Genomic DNA, 13,316 nt, shown 5'->3' with positions numbered 1-13,316 from the left:
TCAGGGACCGACCTCGCCCCGTGCCTGGGCCCACTTGCCGGCCAGCTCCTTGAAGGTGTCCGCCGCGCTGCCGTCCTTGGCGCCGCGGGCCTGGTCGATCAGCCGCTGCCGGTAGTCCGGCTTGGTCAGGCCGACCTCGGAGGCGTTGTCGATGGCGCTGACCTGCTCGTACTTCGCGTTGGAGAGGGGCACGTAGCGGACCCCGCCCGCCGTGTAGTCCTTGAGCGCCGCGGGCATCGGGTCCTTCTTCAGGACCGACACCGCCTGCTCGGTCTTCGCGTAACCCGACTTCTCCGCCATCCAGTCGATCCAGGCACGGGCGGCTTCCTTGTGCTTGGAGTGGATGTTGACGGCCTGCTGGTAGTCGGGGATGAGCATCGAGCAGAACTCGCCGCCGGACTGGGCGGGGAAGGGCAGGAAGCCGATGTCGGCCGGGTCGGTGCCGGCCTGCTTCGCCGCCCCCTGGATCTGGGAGAGCGCCCAGGAGCCGAGGGCCATGGTGGCGATGTTGCCCTTGGCTATTTCGCCCTTGGACTTCTCCCAGTTGGTGGTGGTCGGGTCCTTCTCGGAGACCTTGTTCCTGACGATGTCGTAGAGGAGGGTGTCGATGGTCTTGAGGCTGCCCTCCCACGGGTTGTCGGAGGCGGCGAGCTTGTTGTTGGCCTGGGCGTCGCAGGTGGGGGAGCCGTTGAAGTTGGTCCAGTTCGTGAGCGGCCAGCCGTCCTTGAAGTTGGTGTAGTACGGGGTCGCGTCCGTCTTGGACTTGATCTTCTTCAGGGCGGCGATAAAGGCTGCCGGGGTCTTGGGCCAGTCGGTGACGCCGGCCTTCTTCCAGACCGCCTTGTTGTAGACGAAGCCGGTGGCGGCGCCGAAGGTGGCGATGCCGTAGACCTTGCCGTCCACCGTGGTCTTGTCCGTGAAGCGGTGGGTCTTGACCAGGGTCTTCTCGGGGCCGAACGAGGCGAAGAACTTCGGGTAGTCGCCCTTGGCGACGGTGTTCGGGATGAGCAGGACGTCGCCGTAGTCCTCCGTGTTCATCCGGGTCTTGACCTCGCCCTCGTAGTCGGTCGACGACTCGAACTCGACCTTGACCTTCGGGTAGGTCTTGCGGAACTCGGCGGCGTACTTCTTCATCGTGCCGTTCTGGACCAGGTCGGTCCTGTTGGTCAGGACGGTGATGTCGCCGGAGACCGTCTTCGGGTCCGCGGGCGCCGACGCCTCCTCGGCGCCCGCGGCGGCGCCCCCGCCGCCGCTGCACCCGGCGGCCGCGAGCAGGGCGCCTGCGAGCAGCAGCGCGGCTGCCGGTTTCGTCCTTCTCCCCATGGGGACCAACTCCCTACTAGAGCGGTTAAGTCGAGTCGTCCCGCACTATGGCAGCGGCTGCTGAACCGGTAAAGCCCTGATTTCGTTGACGATGCCGAAATGTTATCTGGTGTGCTGGTGGCTTCGGGCGTCATCAAACTAGACCGGTTTATGGACAACGGCCGCGGTCGCGGCTACGTTGGTCGCCGCCGGTCGAAGACGCGATGGGAGCCGCAACTGATGAAGGACGTCACCCAGTTCACCGAGGGCTGGACCCTGCGCCACGAGGGAGCCGCGCTGCCCGCGAGCGTCCCCGGCTGCGTGCACACGGACCTGCTCGCCGCCGGCGCGATCCCCGACCCGTACCTCGGCGAGAACGAGCACGCCGTCGCCTGGGTGGCCCGCCGCGACTGGACGTATACGAACGCGCTGCCCGCGGGTGGCGGCCATGAGCGTACGGACCTGGTCTTCGACGGCCTCGACACGGTCGCCGGGATAGCCGTCGCCGGCGAGGCCATCGGCCGCACCCGGAACATGCACCGCGGCTACCGCTTCGACGTGACGGGACTCGAAGGCAGCGACCTGGAGGTCCGCTTCACCTCCGCGTACACCGAGGCCGAGGCGCAGCGCGACCGCCTCGGCCTGCGCCCGAACTCCTACCCCGAACCCTTCCAGTACCTCCGCAAGATGGCCTGCTCCTTCGGCTGGGACTGGGGCCCGACCCTGGTCACCGCGGGCATGTGGCGGCCGGTGCGCATCGAGCGCTGGTCCACCGCCCGGATCGAGGGCGTACGCCCCCTGGTGACCGTGTCCGACGCCGGTACGGGCCGCGTCGACCTGCGGATCGGCATCGAGCGCACCGCGAGCGGCGCCGGGCAGCGGCTCCGCGCGCGGGCGCGGGCGGCGGGCGCCGAGGCGGAGGTGCGTTTTGACGGGGACGAGGCCGCCGTCGTGCTCCAGGTCGAGGACCCGGAGCTGTGGTGGCCGCGCGGATACGGACAGCAGCCCCTGTACGACCTCGAGCTGACCCTCCTCACCGCAGACGGCGCCGCCCTCGACACCTGGACGCGCCGCATCGGCTTCCGCACCGTCGAGCTGCGACAGCAGCCTGATGCGTACGGCACCGGCTTCACCCTCGCCGTCAACGGCACCCCCCTCTTCGCCCGCGGCGTCAACTGGATCCCCGACGACGCCCTCCCCTCCCGCATCACCCCGGCCCGCTACCGCGCCCGCCTGGAGCAGGCCGCCGCCGCGAACGTCGACCTGGTCCGCATCTGGGGCGGCGGCATCTACGAGGACGAGGCCTTCTACGACGCCTGCGACGAGCTCGGCCTGCTGGTCTGGCAGGACTTCCCGTTCGCCTGCGCCGCCTACCCCGAGGAGCAGCCGCTGCGCGGCGAGGTGGAGGCGGAGGCCCGCGAGAATGTCGTACGCCTGATGCCGCACCCCTCCCTGATCCTCTGGAACGGCAACAACGAAAACCTGTGGGGCTTCCGCGACTGGGAGTGGGAGCCGCAGCTGGCGGGGGACTCCTGGGGCGAGGGCTACTACCTCGGCCTGCTGCCGCGCGTCGTCGCCGAGCTCGACCCGACCCGCCCGTACACCGCGGGCAGCCCCTGGTCCGGCTCCTGGGACCACCACCCCAACGACCCCGCCCACGGCACCCACCACTCGTGGGAGGTCTGGAACCGCGACGACTACACCGACTACCTGGCCGAAGTCCCGCGCTTCGTCGCCGAGTTCGGCTGGCAGGCCCCGGCGGCGTGGGAGACGCTGCGGCGCGCGGTCGGCACCGAAGCGCTGGACCCCGAATCGGACGCCATGCGGCACCGGCAGAAGGCCATCGACGGCCAGGAGAAGCTCAGCCGCGGACTCGCCCGGCACTTCACGCCCCCGGCCGCCGGCGACTTCGACCGCTGGCACTACCTCACCCAGCTCAACCAGTGCCGCGCCTTCGCCACCGGCATCGAGCACTGGCGCGCCCACTGGCCGCGCTGTGCGGGCACGGTGGCGTGGCAGATCAACGACTGCTGGCCGGTGACGTCCTGGTCGGCGATCGACGGCGACGGACGCCAGAAGCCCTTCTATTACGAGCTGCGCAGGCTGTACGCGGACCGGCTGCTGACGCTGCAGCCGCGGGACGGGCAGCTGGCGGTCATCGCCGACAACCAGGGCGCCGGGGAGTGGGCGGCGACCGTACGGCTGCGGCGGCTCGCGGTGGACGGGGCGGTGCTCGGCGAGGCCGAGGTCCGGGTGGTGGCCGGGCCGCGTAGTGTCGCGTACGCGACGGTGCCCGGGGAGCTGCTGCCGCCGGTTGGTGGGGCGAAGGAGTTCCTGGTGGCGGACGCGGATGGGGATGCGGAAGCGGGCGGGCTGCGGGCGCTGCACTTTCCCGTACGGGACAAGGACTTCGGCTACCCGCAGGCGGAATACGAGGTGGCGGTGGAGAGGAGCGATGTGGTGATCACCGCGCGTACGCTCGTACGCGATCTGCTGCTGCAGGCGGACCGGCTGGCGCCGGGCGCGGTGGCGGACACGGGACGCGTGACGCTGCTGCCCGGGGAGCGGGTGCGGATCGGCGTGCGGGGCTGGGACCGGCCGGACGCGGCGGCGGCACAGGCCGCGCTCTTCGCGGTGAACGCCGCCGCGCCGGAGGCGACGGCATGAGCCCCACCCAGCCCCGCGTCACCATCAAAGACGTGGCCGCCCGCGCCGGCGTCTCCAAGGGCGCGGTCTCGCTCGCCTTCAACGACAAGCCCGGCGTCTCCGACGCCACCCGGCAGCGGATCTTCGCCGTCGCCCGCGAGCTCGGCTGGGCGCCGAACCTGGCCGCCCGCTCGCTGTCCAACGCCCGCGTCGACGCGATCGGCCTCGCGCTGTACCGGCCGGCGCGGATGCTGAGCCACGAGCCGTTCTACATGGAGTTCATCTCCGGCATCGAGAGCGTGCTCGCCGAGCGGTCCTGCTCGCTGCTGCTGCGGATCGTGCGCAGCCTGGAGGAGGAGGTGGAGCTGCAGGAGCGGTGGTGGCAGTCGAAGCAGATCGCCGGTTCCATCCTGGTCGACCTGCAGCGTGACGACCCGCGGCCCGCGCCCCTGGCCGCGCTCGGGCTGCCCGCGGTGGCGGTCGGGCACCCGTCGCTCACCGGCGGCCTCCCGGCCCTGTGGACGGACGACGCCACCGCGATGGCCGAGGCCGTCCGCTATCTCGCGGCCCTCGGCCACCGGCGCATCGACCGGGTCGGCGGCGTCGCGGAGCTCGGCCACACCGGGATCAGGGAGGCGGCCTTCACCGCCACCCTGGCGGACCTCGGCCTGCCCGCGGGCCGCCAGCTGACCACCGACTTCTCCGGCGACGACGGCGCCCGCGCCACCCGCACGCTGCTCACCTCGGGCGAGCGCGACCGGCCGACCGCGATCGTGTACGACAACGACATCCTTGCCGTCGCGGGCCTGTCGGTCGCCGCCGAGATGGGCCTGTCCGTACCGGCGGACGTCTCGCTCCTCGCTTGGGACGACTCCCAGCTGTGCACCCTCACCCACCCCAAGCTGTCCGCGATGAGCCATGACGTGCACGGCTTCGGCGCGGAGGTGGCCCGGGCGCTCTTCGAGCTCCTGGAGACGGGCGCCACCGAGTCGCGGGCCGTGCCCACGCCCGTACTCACGCCGAGGGGGTCAACGGCCCCGCCGCCACGCTGAGTCGGCGGCGGGCGGAGAGCTTCGCCCGCCGTACGCCGATCGTTTACCGCAGGGATCTGGCCTCCGGATGCCGATCGCGTAAAGATAACGGGTCTGGACCAAACCCCAGGCTCCCCACCGACCGGAGGAACCCCCATGCCGTACGGCATACGCCGCCGCACCGTGCTCGCCGCCGTGGGCGCGACGGCAGCGACAGCCATCGCAGGCCCGCTCGCCGGCACCGCCCGCGCCGCCGCGCCGACCCTCCCGAACGGCACCAGCAAGAACAAGATCCTGGTCATCGGCATGGACGGGCTGCGCCATGACCGCATCGCGGCCGCCAAGGCGCCGGCCCTGAAGTCCCTGATGGCGGGCGGCACCTTCGGCACCAGCCTGCTCGACGCCTCGCTCGCCGCCACGTCGTCAGGACCCGGCTGGTCGACGATCTCCACCGGCGTGCTGCCGAACAAGCACGGCGTCAAGGACAACTCCTTCGCCGGGAAGAACTACGACCAGTACCCCGGCTTCCTCGCCCGCCTCGACCAGGTCCGCCCGGAGCTGTCCACGTACGCCGCCCTCGACTGGAAGCCGCTCGACACCCAGGGCACCGTCACCCCGGGCGCCGACGGCAAGAACGTCTACGACGGCGACGCCGACGGCTACGAGGGCCACGACGCCACCATCGCCGACGAAGCCGAGTCCGTCCTCCGCGACCAGAACCCGGACGTCCTCTTCGTCTACTTCGGCAACACCGACGTCGTCGCCCACGGCAAGGGCGTTATGGGCAAGGCGTACCTCGACGCGATCGCCGTCCAGGACGGCTACACCGGCCGCCTGCTCGCCGCAATCAAGGCCCGCCCGGCCTACGCCGACGAGAACTGGACGATCATCGTCACCACCGACCACGGCCACCTGGACGACGGCGGCCACGGCGGCGGCAGCACCGAGGAGCGGATGGTCTTCGTCCTCGCCCAGGGGCCCGGCATTCCGGCGGGTGCGCGGCCCACCAGCGCCCAGCAGGTGGACGTCGCGGCGACCGTCTTCGACCAGCTCGGCATCAAGCCGGAGGCCGGCTGGGGCCTGGACGGCACGTCCGTCGCCACCGGCTAGCGCGCGTCCCCCGGGCGGGCGCGGCCGGCTGCGCCCGCGCCCGCCCGCCGCCCACAATGGGCCCATGTCCTCCCTCTTCATCGAGCACGACGACGCCACCGGGCCGCTCCAGCTGCAGCTGGTCCTGCTCCGCCGGATGGAGGACTTCAACCCCGGTCTCGTCGACGACGCCCTGCACCGCCTCGACGTCCCGCGCCCCGTGATGCGCGAGGCGAACCGCAGGTGGCAGGGCCGACTGCGGGCCGGCGGGCGCCGGCGGCCCGCCGGGATCAAGGACTACGGGTCGCTGCTCGGCCCGGCCGAGTCGGTGGCCCCGCGGGCGATCGGGGACCTGCAGTGCGAGGTGCACACCTGGCCCGTACCGCTCTGGGCGGATCTGCGCTTCGAGGTGACGGCCATTCCGGGCGGGCCCGCGCTGAGCGCCTGGCTGGTACGGGCCCCGGGGGCGGCCGGGCCCGGGCTGCGTACGCTCGACGACCTCGCGCCCTGGGCCGCCACCGTCGACGAGGTCGCCCGGGCCTTCCCACCCGCGAAGCCCATGGAGGGCACGGCCGACAACCGTTTCCGGCTGGCCTTCGCCGTACCCGACAAAAGCGGACAACGGCAGTCATGCGTGGCCGAGTTCGCCTGGGGTCTCCTGCAGCGGTGGGACACCGGGGAGAGTTGATCCGCGACGCTGCGCTATCGCCCTGATTTCAGCTTGGCCACGGCAGTGGCCTAGACCTGTTGCGGGGTTGCCGCGCGAATGTAGTCTGCACCTCGAGCGGCGCCGGAACGATCATCAACAGGCGTACGGCGGCATCAACTTCAAGGGGTGGAAAGATGAACCGACGACTGATCGTCACCAGTGCCGTGGGTGCCGTCATGGCGCTGGGGCTGACCGCGTGCGGCGGGGACAGCGGCGGCGGTGACGGTGGCGGCGACTCCAAGACCGTCAAGCTGGTCGCCGCCGACTACGGCGACAAGGCTTCGAACAGCTCCAAGGTCTACTGGAAGGACGTCGCCAAGCGCTTCGAGGCGGCCAACAAGGGCTACAAGGTCGACGTCGACGTCATCAACTGGAATGACATCGACAACAAGGTCAAGGCGATGATCCAGAGCGGCAACGTTCCGGACGTCCTGCAGACGGGCGGCTACGCCGACAAGGTCGCCGACGACCTGCTGTACAAGCGCTCCGAGGTGCTGTCGCCCGCCACCGAGAAGAAGCTCATCCCCTCCTTCGCCAAGGCCGGCGAGGCCGACGGCACCGCGTACGGCATCCCCTTCGTCTCCTCCACCCGCCTGCTCTTCTACAACAAGGCGGTCTTCAAGAAGGCCGGCATCGCCGAGCCGCCGAAGACCTGGGACGAGGTGAAGGAGGCCGCCCAGAAGATCAAGGACAAGAAGGCCGCCGACACCCCCTACGGCCTCCCGCTCGGGCCCGAGGAGGCCCAGGGCGAGTCGATGATCTGGGAGCTGGGCAACAACGGCGGGTACACCGACGAGTCCGGCAAGTACACGATCAACAGCAAGGCGAACATCGACACGTTCACCTGGCTGACGGACAACATGGTCAAGCCGGGCCTGACCCAGCCGAACCCGGCCGCCACCGACCGCAAGTCGATGTTCGCCGACTTCGCGGCCGGCAAGCTCGGCATGCTCAACGGCCACCCGACGCTGATCGCGATGGCCAAGGAGGGCAAGGTCGACTACGGCGTCGCGCCCATCCCGGGCAAGACCGGGCCGCTGGACTCCACCCTCGGCGTGGCCGACTGGATGATGGCCTTCAAGGACGGCGGCGCCAAGAAGGCGGCGGTCAAGAAGTTCCTGGACTTCGCGTACTCCAAGGAGAACATGCTGAAGTTCGACGCGATGTACAACCTGATGCCGGTGACCCAGGAGGTCGCCGACACGATGGCGGCCGACAAGAAGTTCGCCAGCCTCAAGCCGTTCACCGACGTGGCCGGCGGCGCGAAGTTCTACCCGCTGGGCGACACCACCTGGGACGCGGTGTCCGCCGAGATCAAGAAGAGCGGCGGCAAGGCCGTCGAGGACCCGAAGAAGACCCTCGACGACCTGCAGAAGAAGGCCGAAGCGGCGGTCGAGAACAAGTAACCGTCCACGGGGCCCTGTCCGCCTGCCGCGGGCAGGGCCCTGCCCGCCGTAACGCCTGAGCAAGGAGCGTCTCCGTGTCCGCAACGGTCTCCAAGACCACCGACAGGGGCAGCGGCGGCCGGCCCCGGCGACGGACCCGGCGCAGGGTCCTCGCCCGGCTCGGGCCGATCCCCTGGATAGCCCCCGCCGTCCTGCTGATCGCCGTCGTCGTCCTCTGGCCGATCTACGAGCTCGTCCGCACGTCCTTCCTGAAGATCTCCACCGCCGGGTTCGTCCGCGGCTCCGCAGGCACCGACAAGTACAAGCGGCTCTTCGAGGAGACCGACTTCGGCCAGGTCCTCACCTGGACGGTGATCTGGACGGTCGTGGTCGTCGGCGTCACCATGCTGCTGTCCCTCGCCCTGGCCCAGCTGTTCAACCAGAACTTCCCGGGGCGTCGCGTCACCCGCTGGGCGCTCATCGCCCCCTGGGCGGCGTCGGTGCTGATGACCGCCATCGGCTTCAAGTGGATGCTCGACCGGACCGCCGGCGTGCTCAATACGCTGATGCTGGACCTCGGCCTCATCGACCAGTCGAAGGACTGGCTCGGCGAGGCGAGCACCGCCTGGCCGTGGATGATGTTCGTGGCGGTCTTCGTGTCGCTGCCGTTCACCACCTACACCCTGCTCGCGGGCCTGCAGACCATTCCGCACGACGTCTACGAGGCCGCGAAGATCGACGGCGCGGTGGGGTTCAAGACGTACCTCTACATCACCCTGCCGCTGCTGCGGCCCGCCTTCCTGGTGGGCTTCGTGATCAACCTGATCAATGTCTTCAACTCGTTCCCGATCATCTGGGGCATGACCAAGGGCGGCCCGGACAGCGACACCGCCACCACCACGGTCTACATGTTCCAGCTGAAGTCGACCGACATCGGTGAATCGGCGGCGATGTCAGTGGTCAACTTCGCGATGGTGGTCGTGCTCGTGCTGATCTTCCTGAAGGTCAGCCGCTGGAACAAGGAGGACTGACGATGGCTGCCGCAACCGCGAAGCCCCGGCCGGGGAAGGCCATCAAGCCGCGGAAGACCTTCAAGCCGCGCACCCTGGTCATCACCGCCGTGGCCTGGGGCCTCGCCGTCATCTTCCTGCTGCCGTACATCGAGATGATCATTACGGCGCTGCGCCCGGCGAACGAGCTCCGCGACCGCACCTATCTGCCGGACGACTTCGCCTGGTCGAACCTGATCGACGTCTGGGGCGAATCCACCCTCGGCACCAACCTCAAGGTCACGCTGCTGGTGGCCGGCGGCTCCACGCTGCTGGTGCTGCTGGTGTCGCTGCCGGCCGCGTACTACACCGCCCGGATGACCTACCGCGGGCGGAAGCTGTTCCTGCTGCTGGTGCTGGTCACGCAGATGTTCCAGCCGACGGCGCTGCTGGTGGGCCTGTACCGGGAGTTCTACCAGTTCGACATGCTGAACTCGGTGTGGACGCTGATCCTCACCAATGGCGCGTTCAACCTGGCCTTCGCGATCTGGATCCTGACCGCGTACATCGGGTCGATCCCGCAGGAGCTGGAAGAGGCGGCGATGGTGGACGGGACGGGGCGGCTCGGGGCGATGTTCCGGGTGACGCTGCCCTTGGCGCTGCCCGGGGTCGTGACCGCGGTGATCTTCACGTTCATCTCGGCCTGGAACGAGTTCGTCATGGGCCTGACGCTGTCCACCGAGCCGGAGAAGCAGCCGCTGACCGTCGGCATCAACAACTTCATCGGCAACTACACCGTGGAGTGGAACTACCTCTTCGCGGCGTCGGTGATCGCGATCGTGCCGGTGGTGATCCTGTTCGCGTTCATCGAGCGGCATGTGGTGTCCGGCCTGACGGCCGGGTCGGTGAAGTAGGAGGATCGCCGCCGCGCAGACGGGTGAGCCCTCCGCCGCGCGGCGGGGGGCCGGACGGGGGAGATACCCCGGCGCGCGGTGTGTCCGGGGAGCGGCGCTCCGGGACTCGGTTAATCATCAACCGATGCGACGACTTGTCACACAAACGGGGATCTCCACCGTCCTGTGCCTTGCGCTCGCCGCCCCGGCGGCACAGGCCGTCGCCGCCGACGGCCCCGGCACGGACGGCAAGGGCGCCACGAAGAAGGCCATGCGCGAGGTCGACCGCCTCTTCCAGGAGGCCTCGAAGACCACGCTGCGGTACGAGAAGTCGATGCGCGCCGTGAAGAAGCAGCGGTCGCAGGTGGCCAAGCTGCGCAAGTCGGTCCGCCGGGAGAAGCGGAAGCTCATCGTGCTGCGCGGCAAGCTCGGCCGGATGGCCGCGCAGCAGTACCGCAGCGGCGGCGGCGGCCTCGGCGACACCGCCGAGCTGCTGCTCAGCCGGTCACCTGGGGACGTACTGCAGCGCGCCGAGCTGCTCGGCAAGGGCGAGGACGCCGCCGACCGCCTCTACACCGCCGCGGACCGCGCCAAGCTGCGCACGCAGGCCGAAGAGCGGCGGGCCGCCGCCGCGCTCGGGCGGCTGAACCACGACCTGGCCGAGCGGCGCAAGCTGAAGAAGTCCCTTGAGACGCGGCTGAAGGGCGCGCAGGCCAAGCTGGAGAAGCTGCAGGCCGCCGAGGCGAAGCAGGCGAAGGAGCGCAGCCAGGGCTGCGACACGTACCCGAAGAAGCAGAAGTACGTGCCCGACGGCAAGGGCCCCGGGCAGCAGAAGTGGCGCAAGCCGGTGCACCGGTACCAGCTGACCGCCCACTTCGGCGAGACCAGCGAGAACTGGGCCACCACCCACACCGGCCTCGACTTCGCCGTCCCAGAGGACCGCCCGGTCACCAGCGTCGGCTACGGCACCGTGCACACGGTCGGCTGCGGCGGCGCCTTCGGCAACAACGTCACCATCAAGCACGACGACGGCTACTTCACCTTCTACGCCCACCTCGACGAGATCCACGCCGCCCCGGGCCGGCGGGTCTTCCCCGGCGAGACGATCGGCCTGTCCGGCAACACCGGGAACTCCAACGGGCCGCACCTGCACTTCGAGGTCCGGATGACGCCCCAGTTCGGGTCCGGGATCGACCCGGAGCGGTGGCTGCGCGGCAAGGGCCTCAAGCCGTAGCGCCACCGGCCGCCAGCAGCCGGTCGTGCTCCTCGTCCGTCACCGGCTCGCCCGAGGACGGCAGCAGCTGCGGGATGCCGTCGAGGATCGGATATCTGCGGCGCAACCGCGGGTTATAGAGGGTTTTTCTGTCGGCGAGCAGGGTGAGCGGGCCCTTGTCGAGCGGGCAGACCAGGATCTTGAGCAGGGGGTCATCGGGATTCATGGGCAGCGTCCTTCATGGGGGTCGGGACGTTGTCGTCCGGGGCGGGCACTTCTGAGGCGGGTTCTTCGGGGTCGGGATCGTGGCGGGGCAGGGCGAGCAGGACGGAGACGGCGAGGGCGATGCCGCCGAGGCGCAGCGCCATCCGCAGCGGGTCGTCGGGCAGCGGCTCGTCGAAGACGACGGTGCCGGCGGCGATGGCGTGCAGGCTGTTGGCGGTGGTGCAGACCGGGACGATGAGCGACGCGCGGCAGCGCTGCAGGGCGGCCTGGGAGAGGATCAGCCCGGCGGCGCCGGTGAAGCACAGCACGTACGGATAAGGGGACTGCAGCGCCCGGGTGATCGTGCCGCCCAGGTCACCGGTGTCGGTCAGGCCCGAGAGGCCCTTGATGGTCAGCGAGCTGACGCCGTAGAGAAAGCCGACCGCGATGCCGTACGAGATGCCGGTCGTCGGGGCCCGGTGCCGCCGGCGGCGGCGCTGCTCGGCGACGACGTACAGCCACACCCCGGCGGCGAGGGACGGCAGCGCGATCTCCAGGAAGTCGCCGGTCGGCGCCGTCTTGCTGACCTTGTCGGCGTCCTGGTCGAGGGACGCCACGATCATGCCGAGCGAGAGCAGGATCGCGGTGATCCCCGCCCACTCGCGGCTGCTGAGCCGCTCGCCCAGGATGCGCGACGAGAGCAGCAGCAGAAGCACCAGGCCGGAGACGAGGATGCCCTGCGCGGCGGCGAGCGGCAGCGTCCCGTACGTGATCATCTGCGCCGCGAAGCCGAGCCCCAGGCAGCCGCAGCCGATGGCCCAGAGCGGGCTGCGGATGAGCACCCCGACCATGGCGCCCGGGCGGCGCACGGTCAGCGCCGGGAGCTTGGACAGGGCTTGCTTTTCGAGTACGAACCCCGTGCTGATGAACGCGTTCGCGAGCAGTGCCGCGATGACCCCCCACCACATGCCGTCAATCCTCGCGCCGACGGCGGGCGTGCGCCAGGAGTATGGACGCCAGGCTTGGCGCGCGGCAGGCCAGTCGGTCGAGGGGACGGAGGGGTTTCGGCACGTCGTGGTACGGCGCGCCGGCGAGGCGGACCCCCTCGAAGCCGGCGGCTTCGAGGAACTCGCGCAGCGCGCGGGCGGTGTAGAGGCGCAGGTGGCCGACGACCTGGGTGCCCGGGCGGCCATGGATGCCGCGGAGGCTGACCTCGGAGAAGACCGGCTGGGTGCCGGTGAGGAGCAGCGCGCGGTTGTACCAGGCGGCGAGGTTCGGGGTGGAGAGCATCAGGTGGCCGCCGGGCTTGAGGACGCGGCGGATCTCGTCGAGGGCGGCGTCCGGGTCGACGAGGTGCTCGATGACCTCGCTGAAGAGGACGGCGTCGGCGGAGGCGGTGGCGAGGGGGAGGGCGGTGAGTTCGCCGCGGATGACGGAGACGGGGGTGGTGGCTGCGGGGGTGGCGGCCGGTGTCGCGCCGTCGCGGCCGGTCTCGCTTCTCGTTACCGCCGCAGCCCGGCGGAGGGCGTCCTGGGACCAGTCGATGGCGACGAGGCGCTGGGCACCCGGGCGGTGCTTGTTGAGCACGCGTGCGGCGATGGCGGCGGCGGTGCCGTCACCGCAGCCCACGTCGGCGATGACGGCGGGGCGGGCGTCGGGCGCTGCCGGTCCGAGTGCGCGGGCAAGGATCTCCGCCTGGCGGTGGGAGCGGGGGTCGCCGGAGGCGACAGGGACGTCCGGGTTCTCGTAGAAGTCGCGGAGGGTGGGGCGGGGTTGAGGGGTGGGCGCGGAGGCCGTTGCGGGGCCCGGGCTGCGCGTCGCGCCCAGGTCGGTGTCCGGGCCGGGCGTCGCGCCC

11 protein-coding genes and 1 pseudogene are annotated in these 13,316 nt (G+C 70.5%); 8 read left to right on the top strand and 4 right to left on the bottom strand.

The features are described from left to right. Positions 1-1,323 (bottom strand): ABC transporter substrate-binding protein, encoded by a 1,323-nt coding sequence (locus ACNNMR_RS12610; RefSeq protein WP_419994673.1) that lies wholly within the window; start codon positions 1,321-1,323, stop codon positions 1-3. 219 nt (positions 1,324-1,542) lie between these two features. On the opposite strand from ACNNMR_RS12610, the gene ACNNMR_RS12605 reads away from it, so the two are divergent. The 8 genes and pseudogenes from ACNNMR_RS12605 to ACNNMR_RS12570 all read left to right on the top strand — a co-directional run bounded on the left by ACNNMR_RS12605 (position 1,543) and on the right by ACNNMR_RS12570 (position 11,278). Continuing rightward, positions 1,543-3,969 carry a glycoside hydrolase family 2 protein gene (locus ACNNMR_RS12605; RefSeq protein WP_419994672.1) on the top strand — a complete coding sequence of 809 codons (2,427 nt, stop codon included), beginning with the start codon at positions 1,543-1,545 and terminating at the stop codon, positions 3,967-3,969. Continuing rightward, on the top strand, positions 3,966-5,000 hold the full coding sequence (locus ACNNMR_RS12600; protein ID WP_419994671.1) for a LacI family DNA-binding transcriptional regulator: 1,035 nt from the start codon (positions 3,966-3,968) through the stop codon (positions 4,998-5,000). The genes ACNNMR_RS12605 and ACNNMR_RS12600 overlap by 4 nt, the downstream gene beginning before the upstream one ends. Before the next feature lie 135 nt (positions 5,001-5,135). After that, positions 5,136-6,077: pseudogene (locus tag ACNNMR_RS12595) on the top strand (alkaline phosphatase family protein); the annotation flags it as partial. Positions 6,078-6,153: 76 nt separating this feature from the next. After that, the gene (locus ACNNMR_RS12590; protein ID WP_419994670.1) at positions 6,154-6,756 is read left to right on the top strand and encodes a hypothetical protein; all 603 of its coding nucleotides are present in this window, start codon (positions 6,154-6,156) and stop codon (positions 6,754-6,756) included. Positions 6,757-6,911: 155 nt separating this feature from the next. Continuing rightward, positions 6,912-8,183, top strand: coding sequence for an extracellular solute-binding protein (locus ACNNMR_RS12585; protein WP_419994669.1), 1,272 nt, complete (start codon positions 6,912-6,914; stop codon positions 8,181-8,183). 74 nt (positions 8,184-8,257) lie between these two features. Further along, on the top strand, positions 8,258-9,193 hold the full coding sequence (locus ACNNMR_RS12580) for a carbohydrate ABC transporter permease (protein WP_419994668.1): 936 nt from the start codon (positions 8,258-8,260) through the stop codon (positions 9,191-9,193). 2 nt (positions 9,194-9,195) lie between these two features. Continuing rightward, positions 9,196-10,065 (top strand): carbohydrate ABC transporter permease, encoded by an 870-nt coding sequence (locus ACNNMR_RS12575; RefSeq protein WP_419994667.1) that lies wholly within the window; start codon positions 9,196-9,198, stop codon positions 10,063-10,065. 124 nt (positions 10,066-10,189) lie between these two features. Beyond that, complete coding sequence (locus ACNNMR_RS12570; RefSeq protein WP_419994666.1) at positions 10,190-11,278, top strand: murein hydrolase activator EnvC family protein; 1,089 nt, start codon at positions 10,190-10,192, stop codon at positions 11,276-11,278. Here the strand turns inward: ACNNMR_RS12570 and ACNNMR_RS12565 are convergent. The 3 genes from ACNNMR_RS12565 to ACNNMR_RS12555 are packed head-to-tail and all read right to left on the bottom strand — an operon-like array spanning position 11,268 to position 13,288. Continuing rightward, positions 11,268-11,483, bottom strand: coding sequence for a Trm112 family protein (locus tag ACNNMR_RS12565; RefSeq protein WP_419994665.1), 216 nt, complete (start codon positions 11,481-11,483; stop codon positions 11,268-11,270). The two genes, ACNNMR_RS12570 and ACNNMR_RS12565, sit on opposite strands and share 11 nt — an antisense overlap. Beyond that, positions 11,470-12,429 (bottom strand): DMT family transporter, encoded by a 960-nt coding sequence (locus ACNNMR_RS12560; protein ID WP_419994664.1) that lies wholly within the window; start codon positions 12,427-12,429, stop codon positions 11,470-11,472. Before ACNNMR_RS12560 ends, ACNNMR_RS12565 begins: the two co-directional genes overlap by 14 nt. A gap of 4 nt (positions 12,430-12,433) precedes the next feature. Next, on the bottom strand, positions 12,434-13,288 hold the full coding sequence (locus ACNNMR_RS12555; protein WP_420000340.1) for a methyltransferase domain-containing protein: 855 nt from the start codon (positions 13,286-13,288) through the stop codon (positions 12,434-12,436). Positions 13,289-13,316: the final 28 nt, after the last annotated feature.

The sequence above is a fragment of the Streptomyces boninensis genome (assembly GCF_048572725.1).
GTDB classification, from domain to species: Bacteria; Actinomycetota; Actinomycetes; order Streptomycetales; family Streptomycetaceae; genus Streptomyces; species Streptomyces boninensis.
This window is presented reverse-complemented; position numbering and strand designations above follow the sequence as displayed.

What these genes read in the sequence shown, in the direction of transcription:
- ACNNMR_RS12610 (WP_419994673.1), bottom strand. Translation starts at nt 1,323, where the DNA reads ATGGGGAGAAGGACGAAACCGGCAGCCGCGCTGCTGCTCGCAGGCGCC.
- ACNNMR_RS12605 (WP_419994672.1), top strand. Translation starts at nt 1,543, where the DNA reads ATGAAGGACGTCACCCAGTTCACCGAGGGCTGGACCCTGCGCCACGAG.
- ACNNMR_RS12600 (WP_419994671.1), top strand. Translation starts at nt 3,966, where the DNA reads ATGAGCCCCACCCAGCCCCGCGTCACCATCAAAGACGTGGCCGCCCGC.
- ACNNMR_RS12590 (WP_419994670.1), top strand. Translation starts at nt 6,154, where the DNA reads ATGTCCTCCCTCTTCATCGAGCACGACGACGCCACCGGGCCGCTCCAG.
- ACNNMR_RS12585 (WP_419994669.1), top strand. Translation starts at nt 6,912, where the DNA reads ATGAACCGACGACTGATCGTCACCAGTGCCGTGGGTGCCGTCATGGCG.
- ACNNMR_RS12575 (WP_419994667.1), top strand. Translation starts at nt 9,196, where the DNA reads ATGGCTGCCGCAACCGCGAAGCCCCGGCCGGGGAAGGCCATCAAGCCG.
- ACNNMR_RS12570 (WP_419994666.1), top strand. Translation starts at nt 10,190, where the DNA reads ATGCGACGACTTGTCACACAAACGGGGATCTCCACCGTCCTGTGCCTT.
- ACNNMR_RS12565 (WP_419994665.1), bottom strand. Translation starts at nt 11,483, where the DNA reads ATGAATCCCGATGACCCCCTGCTCAAGATCCTGGTCTGCCCGCTCGAC.
- ACNNMR_RS12560 (WP_419994664.1), bottom strand. Translation starts at nt 12,429, where the DNA reads ATGTGGTGGGGGGTCATCGCGGCACTGCTCGCGAACGCGTTCATCAGC.